General features: G+C 65.5%; 11 protein-coding genes. 7 read left to right on the top strand and 4 right to left on the bottom strand.

What is annotated here, in order from left to right; all coding sequences use genetic code 11:
- Window positions 1-59: 59 nt before the first annotated feature.
- From lpxD to AB843_RS07920, 5 genes are read left to right on the top strand one after another with little or no spacing between them, the layout of a single operon-like run.
- Complete coding sequence (lpxD, locus tag AB843_RS07940; protein WP_048646269.1) at window positions 60-1,118, top strand: UDP-3-O-(3-hydroxymyristoyl)glucosamine N-acyltransferase; 1,059 nt, start codon at window positions 60-62, stop codon at window positions 1,116-1,118.
- The gene (gene fabZ / locus AB843_RS07935) at window positions 1,111-1,581 is read left to right on the top strand and encodes a 3-hydroxyacyl-ACP dehydratase FabZ (protein WP_048646268.1); all 471 of its coding nucleotides are present in this window, start codon (window positions 1,111-1,113) and stop codon (window positions 1,579-1,581) included. The genes lpxD and fabZ overlap by 8 nt, the downstream gene beginning before the upstream one ends.
- Before the next feature lie 11 nt (window positions 1,582-1,592).
- Window positions 1,593-2,423, top strand: a complete 831-nt coding sequence (lpxA, locus tag AB843_RS07930) for an acyl-ACP--UDP-N-acetylglucosamine O-acyltransferase (protein WP_048646267.1) — start codon at window positions 1,593-1,595, stop codon at window positions 2,421-2,423.
- Complete coding sequence (locus AB843_RS07925; protein WP_048646266.1) at window positions 2,407-3,294, top strand: LpxI family protein; 888 nt, start codon at window positions 2,407-2,409, stop codon at window positions 3,292-3,294. The genes lpxA and AB843_RS07925 overlap by 17 nt, the downstream gene beginning before the upstream one ends.
- Entirely contained in the window at window positions 3,291-4,466 is a 1,176-nt protein-coding gene (locus AB843_RS07920) for a lipid-A-disaccharide synthase (RefSeq protein ID WP_048646265.1), read from the top strand. The genes AB843_RS07925 and AB843_RS07920 overlap by 4 nt, the downstream gene beginning before the upstream one ends.
- A 69-nt stretch (window positions 4,467-4,535) precedes the next feature.
- Here AB843_RS07920 and gltA read toward each other — a convergent pair whose 3' ends face one another.
- Window positions 4,536-5,825, bottom strand: coding sequence for a citrate synthase (gene gltA, locus AB843_RS07915; protein ID WP_048646264.1), 1,290 nt, complete (start codon window positions 5,823-5,825; stop codon window positions 4,536-4,538).
- Between the two features lie 229 nt (window positions 5,826-6,054).
- On the bottom strand, window positions 6,055-7,488 hold the full coding sequence (gene gltX / locus AB843_RS07910) for a glutamate--tRNA ligase (protein ID WP_048646263.1): 1,434 nt from the start codon (window positions 7,486-7,488) through the stop codon (window positions 6,055-6,057).
- Between the two features lie 163 nt (window positions 7,489-7,651).
- On the opposite strand from gltX, the gene AB843_RS07905 reads away from it, so the two are divergent.
- Window positions 7,652-10,036, top strand: coding sequence for a ComEC/Rec2 family competence protein (locus tag AB843_RS07905; RefSeq protein WP_048646262.1), 2,385 nt, complete (start codon window positions 7,652-7,654; stop codon window positions 10,034-10,036).
- 107 nt (window positions 10,037-10,143) lie between these two features.
- Here the strand turns inward: AB843_RS07905 and lexA are convergent, their stop codons facing one another.
- Together lexA and AB843_RS07895 are read right to left on the bottom strand one after the other, a co-directional pair.
- Window positions 10,144-10,848, bottom strand: a complete 705-nt coding sequence (lexA, locus tag AB843_RS07900; protein ID WP_048646261.1) for a transcriptional repressor LexA — start codon at window positions 10,846-10,848, stop codon at window positions 10,144-10,146.
- Window positions 10,849-10,936: 88 nt separating this feature from the next.
- Window positions 10,937-11,569, bottom strand: a complete 633-nt coding sequence (locus tag AB843_RS07895) for a MarC family protein (RefSeq protein ID WP_048646260.1) — start codon at window positions 11,567-11,569, stop codon at window positions 10,937-10,939.
- Window positions 11,570-11,799: 230 nt separating this feature from the next.
- Between AB843_RS07895 and gyrA the strand changes: the two genes are divergently transcribed.
- The gene (gene gyrA / locus AB843_RS07890) at window positions 11,800-14,637 is read left to right on the top strand and encodes a DNA gyrase subunit A (RefSeq protein ID WP_048646259.1); all 2,838 of its coding nucleotides are present in this window, start codon (window positions 11,800-11,802) and stop codon (window positions 14,635-14,637) included.
- The last annotated feature ends 15 nt before the right edge of the window (window positions 14,638-14,652 follow it).

Below are 14,652 nucleotides of genomic sequence, written 5' to 3'. Positions count from 1 at the left end.
CCGTTCTCGGGCGCAATCCTGTTTGGTCCGGGCCCCATGGGCCCGGGCGGAAGGTTTCCATGAAGGACCCGGACTTTTTCGCCCCCGCACGCCGCATTCTGGCAGGCGAGATCGCCTCGCTGACGGGCGCGAGCCTCGTTGATCCAGCACACACCGATATCGTCATCGACAGCGTGGCGGCAGCCTCCGAAGGGCGCGCCGGCGCGCTCGTCTTCATCGACGGCAAGCGCAACGCGGAAATCCTCAAGACGACGAAGGCATCCGCCGTCCTGTGCCCGGCGGAACTCGCCAGCCAGGCGCCGGCCGGCGTTGCGACCCTCGTTTCGGCCAAGCCACAGGCAGCCTTTGCCGTCATCACCAGGCTTCTCTTTCCAGGCGCCATGCGGCCCGGCTCGCTGACCGGTGAAACCGGACGTTCGGCGCATGCCAGCATCGCCGCCGACGCGATCCTCGAGGATGACGTGACCGTCGAGCCGGGCGCCGTGATCGGCGCCGGCGCCATGATTGGCCGCGGCACGGTCATCGCCCCCAATGCCGTGATCGGCGCCCTGACGCGGATCGGCCGCGACAGCTATATCGGCCCCGGAGCCTCCGTTCAGTGCGCCATGATCGGCGACCGCGTCATCATCCACGCCGGCGTGTCCATCGGCCAGGACGGCTTCGGCTACCTGCCGGGCGCCAAGGGGCTTGAGAAGATCCCGCAGATCGGCCGGGTCGTCATTCAGGACGATGTGGAGATCGGCGCCAACACGACCGTCGATCGCGGCGCGTTGACCGACACGGTGATCGGCGAGGGGACCAAGATCGACAACCTCGTTCAGGTCGCCCACAACGTGCGGATCGGCCGCGGCTGCGTCATTGCCGGCAATTGCGGCCTGTCGGGTTCCGTCACGCTCGGCGATTTCGTCATGCTCGGCGGCCGGGTCGGCATCGCCGACCACATCAAGATTGGCACGGGCGCGCAACTCGCCGCCTCCAGCGGTGTGATGAACGACGTGCCGGCCGGCGAACGCTGGGCCGGTTCGCCGGCGCAGCCGATGCGCGACGCATTCCGTGAGCTCGCCACACTGCGCGGCCTGGCGGACAGGAAAAGGAAGAAGAGGGACGGGGATGAGTGAAACGCCTGCGAACACGCTGGGAAGTCTCGATATTCATGATCTGATGCGGCTTCTGCCGCACCGCTACCCGTTCCTGCTGGTCGACAAGATCATCGAGATCGATGGCGACAGATCGGCCATCGGCATCAAGAACGTGACGGCCAACGAGCCGCATTTCACCGGCCATTTCCCGACCCAACCCGTCATGCCCGGCGTGTTGATCATCGAAGCGATGGCGCAGACCGCCGGCGCCATATGCATCAACAATGCCGGCGCCGACGGACCCTCGCTGGTCTATTTCATGACCATTGACGGGGCAAAGTTCCGCAAGCCCGTGGTTCCTGGAGACCGGCTCGAAATGCACGTCATCAAGGTCAAGCAGCGCGGCAACATCTGGAAATTCGACTGCGAAGCCAAGGTCGATGGCGGTAAAGTTGCCGAGGCGACGATTTCCGCCATGATGTCGGTCGGTGAAGCAGGCTGACAGGGAATAGCATGGCACGTCCGACCACCATTCATCCATCCGCCGTTATCGAAACCGGCGCCGAACTCGGCGCCGGTGTCCGGATCGGCCCTTTCTGCCACGTGTCCGCCGCTGCGAAATTGCATGACGACGTGGAACTGATCGGCAATGTCACCATCATGGGCGACACCACGCTGGGCGCCGGCTGCCAGGTCTACCCGCAGGCGGTGCTGGGTGCGCCGCCGCAGAACTTCAAGCACAAGGGCGGGCCAAGCACGCTGGAAGTCGGTGCCGCTTGCATCATCCGCGAAGGCGTCACCTTCCACGCCGGCACCGATACAAGTCGCGGTCGCACCACGGTCGGATCGCATGGCCTGTTCATGGCCTATTCGCACGTGGCGCATGATTGCGCCGTCGGCGACCACGTCACCATGGCGAACTATTCCGGCCTCGCCGGTCATGTCGACATCGGCGATTATGTGATCCTGTCGGGCTATGCCGCCGTGCACCAGTTCGTCCGTGTCGGGCATCACGCCTTTCTCGGCGGTTTCGCAGCCGTGGTCGGCGACGTCATCCCCTATGGCATGGCGGTCGGCGACCGGGCGCGCCTGCGTGGCCTGAACACGATCGGGCTGAAGCGCTCGGGCATGTCGCGCACGGACCTGACGGTGCTGCGCCAGGCCTATCGGCAATTGTTCGCCGAGGGCCAGTCTCTGGAACACAATGCGGCAGCCATAGCGCAGGCCTTTCCCGATTCCGCGCTGGTGGCCGACATGGTCGCCTTTGTCGGCGGCCGCGACAAGCGCCATTTCACCATACCGGCTCGCGGCGGAAGCACCGCCGAGGATGATGACGAGGGCTGAGCGCCCGCGCCGCACGCTCCCCCCCGGCGCGCGCATTGCCGTCGTGGCCGGCAGCGGCGGATTGCCCAGAGACGTGGTCAACGCGCTGGTCCGCGATGGGCACAGACCGCTGGTCGTCGCCATCGAAGGCGAGGCCGACTGGATCGGCGAGGCATCGCCGCCCTTCGATCTCCTGCCGACCCCGCTCGAGCGGCTGGGCCTGGCCCTGCCCAAGCTGAAAAAGGCCGGCATCACGCATCTGGTGCTGGCTGGCGGTGTCGGCGGCCGCCCGCCGCTCCTCAAGATCCGCTTCGGCCTCGACATCTTCAAAGTGCTGCCAAGACTGATCGCCGCCTATGCCAAGGGCGATGACGGATTGCTGCGCGCGGTGATCGGCTACATCGAGGACAATGGCATCACCGTTCTGGGCGCCCATGAAATCGCTCCCGATCTCCTGGCGCCGTCGGGCGTGCTGTCGCGCGCCAAGCCGACCGCCGCCGACCGCAAGGACATTGCCGCGGCCCACCAGGCGGCGCGCGCCATCGGGGCGCTCGACATCGGCCAGGCGGCGATCGCCATCGGCGGCCGCGCCGTCGCGCTGGAAGGGATCGAAGGCACGGCGGGCCTTCTGGAGCGCATGCGCGGCATGCGCGGGCATGGCCGGCTGGCCGGCAAGAAGCGCGGTGCCCTCGTCAAATGCGCCAAGCCGCGGCAGGAATTGCGTGCCGACCTGCCGACCATCGGCGCGCAGACCATCGAGGCGGCCCATGCGGCGGGCCTCGCCGGCGTCGCGGTGGAGGCGGGCAGGGCGCTGATCGTCGACTACGCCGAGACGGTGGCCCGCGCCGATGCCTGCGGCCTGTATATTCTGGGCATCGAGGGGGATGCATGAAGCCGGCGGCAAAACCATTGCGACTGGCTGTCATCGCCGGCGAGGAATCCGGCGATCTGCTGGGCGCCGACCTGATCGTCGCGCTCGGCGCCGCCAGTGGCGCGCCGGTGGAGTTGACCGGGGTCGGCGGGCGCGGCTTGCAGGCGCTTGGGCTAAAACCTCTGTTCAACGCCGACGACATTGCCCTGATGGGCATCACGGCGATCATTCGCGACCTGCCGCGGCTGATGGCCCGCATCGGCCAGACCGCCAGGGCCATCGTCGCGGCGCGGCCCGATTGTCTCGTCACCATCGACAGTCCTGAGTTCAGCCTGCGCGTTGCGCGCAAGGTGCGTGCGCTGGCGCCTGATATTCCCATCGTTCACTATGTCTGCCCGAGCGTCTGGGCATGGCGGCCGGCCCGCGCGCCTGCCATGCGGCCGCATGTCGACGAGATCCTCTGCCTGCTTCCCTTCGAGCCGGACGCGTTGCAAAGGCTCGGCGGCCCCCCCGGAACCTTCGTCGGCCATCGCCTGGCGTCCGACGAGAACATCCTTGCCGCCGCCCGGGCGCATCTGGCGGGCGGCAAGCCGGCAGAATCGAGACCCCGCACGCTTCTGATGCTGCCTGGATCGCGCAAGGGCGAGGTCAGCCGGCTGATGGAACCGTTCGGCAAGACCGCACGACACCTGGTGGAAGCCGGCCATGATTTCCACATCCTGATTCCCACCGTGCCGCATGTGGCGGCGATGGTGGAGGAGGCTTCCCATGCGTGGCCGGTACAGCCGGAAATCATTCTCGACACGGAGCGCAAATGGCGGGCCTTCGCCGAGGCCGATGCGGCCCTTGCCTGTTCCGGGACCGTGTCGCTCGAGCTTGCCCTGGCGCGCGTGCCGTCGGTCATCTGCTACAAGACCGATCTGGCGGCACGGGCGCTGATCCCGCTGATCACCGTCTGGTCGGCGGCACTTCCGAACCTGATTGCCGGATGGCCCGTCGTGCCCGAACACTTCAACCAGTTCGTCCGGCCGAACTATCTGGCGCGCCAGATCGCCCAATTGTGGGACGAAACGCCATCGCGCGCCGCCCAGATGGCGGGCTTCGCCGATGTGGCGCGGGCGCTGGAGACAGCGCGCCCCTCCGGCGAGATCGCCGCGCAAGTGGTGCTCCGGCGCATGGCGGGCCGCGCCTGAGCGCATTCAGCGCACAAAAAGAAACCCCGGAAACCAATGGCTTCCGGGGTTTTTTGAAAGACGCGGCGATCAGCGCTTGGCGATCGGCACGTAGTCGCGGTGCTCTGCGCCGGTATAGAGCTGCCGCGGGCGGCCGATCTTCTGCTTCGGGTCCTCGATCATTTCCTTCCACTGGGCGATCCAGCCGACGGTGCGCGCCACGGCGAACAGCACGGTGAACATGGTGGTCGGGAAGCCGAGCGCCTTCAGCGTGATGCCGGAATAGAAATCGATGTTCGGATAGAGCTTCTTCTCGATGAAATACGCGTCCGTCAGCGCGATGCGCTCCAGCTCCATGGCGATGTCGAGCTGCGGATCGTCCTTGATGCCGAGCTCGCTTAAGACCTCGTGGCAGGTCTTCTCCATGATCTTGGCGCGCGGATCGTAGTTCTTGTAGACGCGATGGCCGAAACCCATCAGGCGGAACGGATCGTTCTTGTCCTTGGCCCGTTCGATGAATTCGGGGATGCGATCGACGGAACCGATCTCGTCGAGCATGTTGAGCGCCGCCTCGTTGGCGCCGCCATGCGCCGGGCCCCACAGGCAGGCAATGCCGGCGGCGATGCAGGCAAACGGATTGGCGCCAGACGAACCGGCCAGGCGCACGGTCGAGGTCGAGGCGTTCTGCTCGTGATCGGCGTGCAGGATGAAGATCCGCTCCATGGCGCGTGCCAGAACCGGGTTCACCTTGTATTCCTCGCACGGCACGGCAAAGCACATATGCAGGAAGTTGGCCGCGTAGCTCAGCTCGTTGCGCGGGTAAACGAAGGGCTGGCCGATGTGGTACTTGAACGCCATGGCGGCGATGGTCGGCATCTTGGCGATCATGCGCAGGCTGGCCACCATGCGCTGGTGCGGGTCGGAGATGTCGGTCGAGTCGTGATAGAAGGCCGACATGGCGCCGACCACACCGCACATCACGGCCATCGGATGCGCGTCGCGGCGGAAGCCGGTGAAGAACCGCGTCATCTGCTCATGCACCATGGTGTGATGCGTCACGCGGTAGTCGAAATCCTGCTTCTGCGTCTTGGTCGGCAATTCGCCGTAGAGCAGCAGATAGCAGGTCTCGAGGAAATCGCCGTGCTCGGCCAGCTGTTCGATCGGATAGCCGCGATGCAGCAGAATGCCTTCGTCGCCGTCGATATAGGTGATTTTCGATTCACAGCTCGCCGTCGAGGTGAAGCCTGGATCGTAAGTGAAAACGCCGGCATCCTTGTAGAGCGAGGCGATGTTGACAACGTCCGGCCCGATGCTGCCCGTCAATATGTCGAGTTCGTGGTCCTGTCCGCCAACTTCCAGTTTCGCAGTCGATTTGGTCATCGCAATCACCTCTCACTTTTAAAGAACCTGGCGCCGGTCGTCTGTCGCCACAAGATGTCGTCGGGCGTCGCGCGCGCGAATTAGCTAGCGCATTTGCCGTTCGGTGCCAAGCACGTGCAGCACGCAATAGTGCGGTGCAACAACGTGCCGGCGCTCGTGGACCGATGCCGCATGCCCCGAATGCGCGGGCCACAATCCCGCGGGGCGGATCCTGTCAGGCCAGATCCTGTCAGCAGCGCGGTGAGGCCGCCTGGTCGCGAATGCGCGCCAAACTCTCCTCGCGTCCAAGTACGGAAAGAACATCGAAGATGCCTGGCGACGTGGTGCGCCCGGTGAGCGCTGCCCGCAAGGGTTGGGCGACTTTGCCAAGCTTGCGATCCGTCTGCTGTGCAAAAACGCGGACGGCTTCCTCGATGTTCGCAAGGGTCCAATCGCCGACATTCTGCAATATGGCGAGGAGTTCCGCAAGCAGTTGGCGCGCATCGTCGTCGAGCAGGGCTGCGGCCTTCTCGTCAGGCGACAGGGGGCGCGCATCGAAGAGAAAATGTGCGTTATCAATAAGTTCTACGAGTGTCTTGGCGCGTTCTTTAAGGCCCGGCAGCGCCGCAAGAAGCTGATTTTTTCGATGATCGTCGAGTTTTTCGAGCAGTGCCGGTCCGCCGTCGAGAAACGGCAGCGTCCGCAGCAGCGTGTCGAACAATTCGGCATCGCCCATCTGGCGCATATGCACGCCGTTCAAGGCTTCCAGCTTCTGGAAATCGAAGCGCGCGGCGCCTTTGTTGACGTCGGCGATGTCGAACCAGCGAATCATGTCCTCGTCCGACATGATCTCGTCGTCGCCATGGCTCCAGCCGAGCCGCGCCAGATAATTGCGCAGCGCCGAGGGCAGATAGCCCATCGCGCGGTAGGCATCGACGCCCAGCGCGCCGTGCCGCTTGGACAGTTTTGCCCCGTCCGCGCCATGGATCAGCGGGATGTGCGCCATCACCGGCACGTCCCAGCCCATCGCCTTGTAGATGATGGTCTGGCGCGCCGCATTGGTCAGGTGGTCGTCGCCGCGGATGATGTGCGTGACGCCCATATCATGGTCGTCGACGACAACGGCGTGCATGTAGGTCGGCGAACCATCCGAGCGCAGGATGATGAAATCGTCGAGATCCTTGTTGGGAAAGCGCACCGTGCCCTGGACGCGATCCTCGACGACGGTCTCGCCGTCCAGCGGCGCCTTGATGCGGATGACCGGCTTGACGCCCGCCGGCGCCTCTGCCGGGTTGCGGTCGCGCCAGGTGCCGTCATAGCGCGGCGGCAGACCCGCGGCGCGCGCCTTCTCGCGCATGGCGGTGAGTTCCTCCGGCGAGGAGTAGCAATAATAGGCCTCGCCGCTCTGGACGAGTGCCTCCGCCACCTCGCGGTGGCGTGCCGTGCGGGCAAATTGCGACACCGGCTCGCCGTCGCAGGCAAGGCCAAGCCAGGAAAGCCCCTCGAGAATGGCCGCCGTCGCTTCATCGCTCGAGCGCTGCCGGTCGGTATCCTCGATGCGCAGCAGCATCTGGCCGCCGGTGTGGCGCGCATAGAGCCAGTTGAACAGCGCCGTGCGCGCCCCGCCGATATGCAGATATCCGGTGGGCGAGGGCGCGAAGCGGGTGACGACGGGTTTGGACATGGATGTGTTCCAGGAATTGGCGCGGTCCGCCGCAAAAAGGGCGCGAAACCGCAGGTGGCAATCGGTCGGCTGTCATGTAGCATAGAACAATCGGGGTGCAAGCATCCCGCAGGACCGCATGCCATGCGGGCACATCGGGGGGCATATCGGGGGACAGCGCGTCATGGGGGCCCAGGCGGCAACCGCGGAACGTGACGAACGCATTCAGTTCGGCATTGGCAATGAAGCTGCTTTGGTGCCGGCCGGCGTGCCGGCGCCAGGCGGCAATTTGCCCGCTGCATCGGTTCACACCGCCGCTCCAGCAACTGTCGCCTGGTCCACCATGTCCGCCGCACTGGCAAAGGCGGCGGCCCGCGAAGAAGCGCGTGGAACGGGCTTCCTCTGGGTTCCCGTTCTGCTTGGGTGCGGCGCGTTGATTTACTTCACGCTTCCCGTCGAGCCGCCCGCATATGCCATACTCTCGTCCATCACCGTGTGCGCCATCGCCCTGGCGCTGGCGTCCGGGCATTTCTGGCGCAAGCACGCCATTCTCGCTGCGCTGATGGTCCTGCTGGGCCTGGCAGCCGGGCAGTTCGAGGCCTGGCGGAAATCGACGCCGATGCTGGGCGGCGAGATCACCACGCGCGTCACCGGGCGCGTGTTGAGCGTCGAGCGCCGCGCCGACGGCCGTCATCGATTGACGGTGGCGATCACGCAAACCGAGCGGCCGGAACTGCGCTACGCGCCCGATCGTGCCCGCCTTACGGCGCGCGCCGTGTCGGCAGGCCTGGCGCCGGGCGACGGCGTGAAGGGGCTGGTGCGGCTGATGCCGCCATCCGGCCCGGTGCGCCCGCAAGCCTATGATTTCTCGTTTGAAAGCTTTTTCGACGGCATTGGCGCCGTGGGCTTCTTCATGCGCGATCCCGAACGGGTGGCGATGCCGGATCCGGCATCGTTCAAGGTGCGCCTGGCCGCCCGTCTCCAGGCGCTGCGTGAAGCCTTCGCCACCCGCCTGCGCGAACGGATCGCCGGCCCGGACGGGGAGATTGCCGCAGCCCTGATCACCGGCATGCGCGCCGGCATTCCCGAAGAGACCAGCGAAATTCTCAGGCGCGCCGGCCTGGCCCACGTGCTGGCCATTTCCGGCCTGCACATGGCGCTGGTCGCCTTCACCATCATCGGCGCGGTGCGGCTGGGCTTTGCGTTTTTTCCCGGGGTTTGCGCGCGATATCCGGTGAAGAAATACGCCGCCGCCGCCGCATTGCTTGTCTGCCTGCTGTACCTGTTCATCTCGGGCGCCGCGGTCGCCGCCCAGCGCAGCTTCATCATGCTGGCGGTCATGCTGGCTGCCCAGTTGATCGACCGGGCGGCGCTGACCATGCGCAATCTGGCAATCGCCGCACTCGTCGTGATCGCATTCTCGCCGCATGAAGTGGTCGGGCCTGGCTTCCAAATGTCGTTTGCCGCAACCGTGGCGTTGATCGCCGGCTACGCCGCCTGGAACAACTGGCGCGAGCGTCGGCTGGGCCGGCGCATGCCGCCGCAGGAGACGTCCCGGCTGCGCCGCGCGACGCGCCTTGCACTTCTGTATGTCGGCGGGCTGGCGCTGACATCGCTGATCGCCGGCAGCGCCACGGCCCTTTACGGAGCCTGGCATTTTCAGCGTGCCTCGCCATTGGCGCTTGGCACCAATCTCGTTGCCATGCCTCTGGTCTCGCTGATCGTCATGCCCTCTGCCGTTGTCTCGGTGTTGGCCATGCCTTTCAACCTCGATGGCGGGCCGCTGGCGCTGATGGGATGGGGAATAGGCCGCGTCGTCGATGTGGCGCGCTGGTTCTCGGAGCGCACACCGTTCGACGCGACCGGCCTGGTGCCGCTGCCGGCAACGCTGCTGCTGACGGCCGCCCTGGTGGTGCTGACATTGACGACCACCCGCATTCGGCTTGCCGCCATTCCATTGCTCATCGCCGGGGCCGGCCTGTTGCTGTCCCGCGACCTGCCGGATGTGCTGGTCGCCGAGGATGGCCGGCTGGTCGCCATGCGCACCGCCGACGGCCGGCTGGCGGTGAACCGCGCCCGCCCGAACGGCTTTACCATGGAGAACTGGCTGCGCGTCATGCGCACGCAGGACATCGTCAAGCCGCGCCCCTCATCCCCGTCCGCGTCGGTTGACGTGGCGCAGACCCACAGGTCGGAATTCGCCTGCGATGCCCTGATCTGCATCGCGCGGCATGAAAGCGGCGCGCTTGTCGCCCATGTGGCGAAGCCGAGGGATGGCAGCATCGATGGAAAGCTGCTGAAGAAGCTTTGCCGGCGCGCGCAATTGTTGGTGGTCGACGATCCGACGATCGGCGCGCCGTGCGCGGCGGGTGAAGCGACCGTCATCAGCAGCCGCGATCTGGCGCGCCACGGCAGCGGGCAGATCCGTTTCACGCGGACCGCCGACGGTCGTTATGACACATCGGTGGTTTTCGCCATCCGCGAGCCGTGGCGGCCTTGGCACGCGCATCGGCAATACTCGCGCCAGGCGAGGGGGCTTGCCGCATACCGCAACCGCTCCGGCGGCTGATCGCGCCATTGTGCCCGTGCTTGCGGAATCATGCCCTGAAAAAAGAAACCGCCAGCCGATGAGGCTGGCGGTTGCAAAAGACCATAGGGCAGGCGGGCCTGCGGCGATCAATAACGACGCATGAGCCCGACCAGCCGACCCTGGACCTTGACCCTGTCGGGGCCGAAAATGCGTGTCTCGTAAGCCGGATTGGCCGCTTCCAGAGCGATCGACGCCCCCTTGCGGCGGAAGCGCTTCAAGGTCGCCTCTTCATCATCGACCAGGGCGACGACGATTTCGCCGGGACTGGCCGTCTGCGTTTCGCGGATGATCACCGTATCGCCGTCGAATATGCCGGCTTCGATCATCGAATCGCCTTTCACTTCAAGGGCGAAATGCTCGCCACCCGTCAGCATGTCCGGCGGCACGACGATGGAATGGGTCTGGTGCTGGATCGCATCGATGGGCACGCCGGCGGCAATCCGCCCCATGACCGGAATCGACACGACCCCCGCCAGATCGTCATTGCTGGCGGCCGGCTTCGGCGGCGTGCGCCCCAGGCTGCCTTCGATGACGCTGGGCGAGAACTTTCGCGCCGCGTTGAGACCCGGAGCGATCGAATCGGGCAGCCGCAGAACCTCCAGCGCCCGTGCCCGGTTGGGCAGACGTCGGATGAAGCCGCGCTCCTCGAGCGCGGTGATCAGCCGGTGGATGCCCGACTTGGAGGCGAGATCCAGCGCCTCCTTCATTTCGTCGAAGGAGGGCGGTATGCCGGTCTCCTTCAGCCGTTCGTGGATGAACAGAAGGAGTTCGTGCTGCTTGCGCGTCAGCATGGGCTTCACCGAGAATCAGTTAAAAACAAAACCAGAACATACTCTATATGTTCCAGTTGTGTTCTGCAACAGTCCCGATTTTTGCCATTCAGGGCGCGGCGAAAAGCGCCTTGGCGCCATCGGCGACGAACTGGACCGCCAGCGCCGCCAGGATGACGCCGAGCAGGCGCGTCAGGATGGAGCGGCCCGTCTCGCCGAGGAAGCGATCGACGCGCTCGGCCAGGACGAACACCGCATAGGTGATGAGGAGGGTCGCCAGGAGGATCGCCAGCAGCGTGGCAATGCCGGCCGGCGAACGGAACGAATCCGACAGGAGCACGGTCGCCGAAATCGCGCCCGGTCCGGCGATCAGTGGGATCGCCAGCGGAAAGGCGGCGATGTTGCGGATCATGTCGCGGGTGATGGCCCGCTCGGCACTTTTCTCATGGCGCTCCTGACGCCGCTCGAAGATCATCTCGAAGGCGATGAAGAACAGGAGCAGGCCGCCCGCGACGCGAAAGGCGGGGAGGGTGATGCCGAAGACCGAGAGGATGGCGCTTCCCGCCACGCCGAACAGCGCCAGCACGGCGAAGCCGATGACCGCCGCGCGCACGCCGACCTGGTTGCGCTCGGCGCGGTTCATGCCGGCCGTCAGCGCCAGGAACAGCGGCGCCAGGCCCGGCGGATCGACGGTCACCAGCAGCGTGACGAAGGCATTGAAAACAGCATCATAGCCCGGCATGGCGTTCTCCCGACACCTGTTTAGCGCAGGCTTCGGCAAAGGGAAACGGCGGCGATTGCGCCGCGCCGCCGCCAACTGCGGCAATATGTCGGTGCAGCCGTCCACACGCCCATCGTATCCGCCTGAAATTGCGTTGGATTTCCAAGACCGCATTTCGCCGTGCAATTGGAGAATCGCGACCAACTCCTATATAAGAAGTCAGTGATTCCTCATTTTGAATGTGACAAGTTTTGACCGACCAGACGACGCCGCACGGGCCGGGCGAGCCGGACGACATCGAACCGATCTCGATCATCGAGGAAATGCAGCGTTCCTACCTCGATTACGCCATGAGCGTGATCGTCAGCCGCGCGCTGCCGGATGCGCGCGACGGGCTGAAGCCGGTGCATCGCCGCATCCTCTACGCTTCCCATGAGAGCGGCTATCACTGGAACCGCAAATATGTGAAATCGGCCCGTCCCGTCGCCGACGTGATGGGTAAATACCATCCGCATGGCGATGCGGCGATCTACGACGCGTTGGTGCGCATGGCGCAGCATTGGTCGATGCGCCTGCCGCTGATCGACGGGCAGGGCAATTTCGGCTCCATCGATGGCGATCCGCCGGCGGCCATGCGCTACACGGAATCGCGCCTGACCAAGAGCGCCCATGAGCTTTTGGAAGATATCGACAAGGAAACCGTCGATTTCCAGGAGACCTATGACGCATCCGGCAGCGAGCCCAAGGTTCTGCCGGCCCGCTATCCGAACCTTCTGGTCAACGGCTCGGGCGGTATCGCCGTCGGCATGGCGACCAACATCCCGCCGCACAATCTGGTCGAGGTGGTCAATGGCTGTGTCGCGCTGATCGACAATCCGGCCATCAGCCTGGACGCGCTGATGGAGATCATCCCGGGGCCGGACTTCCCGACGGGCGGCCTGATCCTCGGCCGCTCCGGCATCCGCAGCGCCTTCGAGACCGGGCGCGGCTCGATCCTGATGCGCGGCCGGGTCAACATCGAGCCGATCCGCAACGACCGCGAAGCGATCATCGTCACGGAGATCCCCTATCAGGTCAACAAGGCGTCGATGATCGAGAAGATGGCCGAACTGGTGCGCGACAAGCGCATCGAGGGCATTTCCGACATCCGCGACGAGAGCGACCGCCAGGGCTATCGCGTCGTCGTCGAGTTGAAGCGCGACGCCATGGCCGACGTGGTGCTCAACCAGCTTTACCGCTTCACGCCGCTGCAGACCTCGTTCGGCGCCAACATGGTGGCGCTGAACGGCGGCAAGCCCGAGCAGATGAACCTGCTCGACCTGCTCAAGGCCTTTGCCTATTTCCGCGAGGAGGTGGTCAGCCGCCGCACCAAATATCTGCTGCGCAAGGCGCGCGACCGCGCCCATGTGCTGGTCGGCCTGGCCATCGCCGTCGCCAACATCGACGAGATCATCAAGCTGATCCGCCAGGCGCCCGATCCGCAGACGGCGCGCGAGCAGTTGATGGAGCGCCGCTGGCCGGCCGCCGACGTGGAGTCCTTGATCCTGCTGATCGACGACCCGCGCCACCGCATCAACGAGGACCGCACCTACAATCTGTCGGAAGAACAGGCGCGCGCCATTCTCGAACTGCGCCTGCAGCGCCTGACCGCACTCGGCCGCGACGAGATCGCCGACGAGTTGAACCTGATCGGCGGGGAGATCAGCGAATTCCTGGAAATCCTGGCTTCGCGGGCGCGCATCCAGCAGATCGTCAAGGACGAATTGATCGCCGTGCGCGACGAGTTCGGCACGCCGCGCCGCAGCGAGATCACCGAGGGTGGCGCGGACCTCGACGACGAGGATCTGATCCAGCGCGAGGACATGGTCGTCACCGTGACGCGCAAGGGCTACATCAAGCGCGTGCCGCTGTCGATCTACCGGGCGCAAGCGCGCGGCGGCAAGGGCCGCTCCGGCATGTCGACCAAGGACGAGGACATCGTCACCCGTCTGTTCGTCGCCAACACGCACACGCCGATCCTGTTCTTCTCCTCGCGCGGCATCGTCTATAAGGAAAAGGTCTGGCGCCTGCCGGTCGGCACGCCGCAATCGGTCGGAAAATTCCTGCGCAACATGCTGCCGCTGGAAGAAGGCGAGCGCATCACGAGCATCATGCCGCTGCCGGAGGACGAGGACAGCTGGGGCGCCCTCGACGTGATGTTCGCCACCACGCGCGGCACCGTCCGGCGCAACAAACTCTCGGATTTTGTCCAGGTCAACCGCAATGGCAAGATCGCCATGAAGCTGGAGGACGCCACGGACGAGATTCTCGGCGTCTACACCTGCACCGAGGACGACGACGTGCTTCTGACGGCCGCCTCCGGCCAGTGCATCCGCTTCTGCGCCACGGATGTGCGCGTCTTCGCCGGCCGTAACTCGATCGGCGTGCGCGGCATCAACCTGGCCGACGGGGATCGCGTCATCTCGATGGCCATTCTCGGCCATGTGGAGGCCTCGCCCGCCGAGCGCGCCGCCTATCTGAAGCAGGCCGCCGCCGAGCGTCGCCTGGCGACCGGCGAGGATGAGGACGTCGTTCTCACCAACGAGGAGATTGACGAGGAGACCAGCCTGTCGATGGAGCGCTACGAGGAGTTGAAGGCGCGCGAGCAGATGGTGCTGACCGTCAGCGAGTACGGTTATGGCAAGCGCTCGTCGAGCTATGATTTCCGCGTCACGGGACGCGGAGGCAAGGGCATCCGCGCCACCGATGTGGCCAAGACCGACGAAATCGGCCAGTTGGTCGCCGCCTTCCCGATCGAGCAGGAAGACCAGATCATGCTGGTGTCGAACGCCGGCCAGGTGATTCGCGTGCCGGTCGGCGGCATCCGCATCGCCAGCCGCGCCACCAAGGGCGTCACAATCTTCAACACGGCCAAGGACGAGAAGGTGGTTTCGGTCGAGCGCATCTCCGAGGCGCAGACGGACGAGCCCGAGGACGATGCGTTGAACGGGGATGTTGCCCCGGGCGAGGAGACAGGGACCGACACGGTCTCGGCCCTGGACGGTGACGGGGACGGCTCAACCCCTGGCGATGAGGCAGACGGCGCGTAAGCCGTCTGCCCCCCC

It is taken from the genome of Nitratireductor soli, from assembly GCF_001050155.1.
Classification (GTDB): Bacteria; Pseudomonadota; Alphaproteobacteria; order Rhizobiales; family Rhizobiaceae; genus Nitratireductor; species Nitratireductor soli.
Note: the sequence above shows the minus strand (reverse complement) of the source record. Positions and strands in the feature narration are given on the sequence as shown.

Excerpts from the sequence above, each read along its gene's own strand:
- AB843_RS07895 (WP_048646260.1), bottom strand. The coding sequence starts at position 11,569 with ATGCCGGGCTATGATGCTGTTTTCAATGCCTTCGTCACGCTGCTGGTG.
- fabZ (WP_048646268.1), top strand. The coding sequence starts at position 1,111 with ATGAGTGAAACGCCTGCGAACACGCTGGGAAGTCTCGATATTCATGAT.
- lpxD (WP_048646269.1), top strand. The coding sequence starts at position 60 with ATGAAGGACCCGGACTTTTTCGCCCCCGCACGCCGCATTCTGGCAGGC.
- lpxA (WP_048646267.1), top strand. The coding sequence starts at position 1,593 with ATGGCACGTCCGACCACCATTCATCCATCCGCCGTTATCGAAACCGGC.
- lexA (WP_048646261.1), bottom strand. The coding sequence starts at position 10,848 with ATGCTGACGCGCAAGCAGCACGAACTCCTTCTGTTCATCCACGAACGG.
- AB843_RS07920 (WP_048646265.1), top strand. The coding sequence starts at position 3,291 with ATGAAGCCGGCGGCAAAACCATTGCGACTGGCTGTCATCGCCGGCGAG.
- gltX (WP_048646263.1), bottom strand. The coding sequence starts at position 7,488 with ATGTCCAAACCCGTCGTCACCCGCTTCGCGCCCTCGCCCACCGGATAT.
- AB843_RS07925 (WP_048646266.1), top strand. The coding sequence starts at position 2,407 with ATGATGACGAGGGCTGAGCGCCCGCGCCGCACGCTCCCCCCCGGCGCG.
- gltA (WP_048646264.1), bottom strand. The coding sequence starts at position 5,825 with ATGACCAAATCGACTGCGAAACTGGAAGTTGGCGGACAGGACCACGAA.
- AB843_RS07905 (WP_048646262.1), top strand. The coding sequence starts at position 7,652 with ATGGGGGCCCAGGCGGCAACCGCGGAACGTGACGAACGCATTCAGTTC.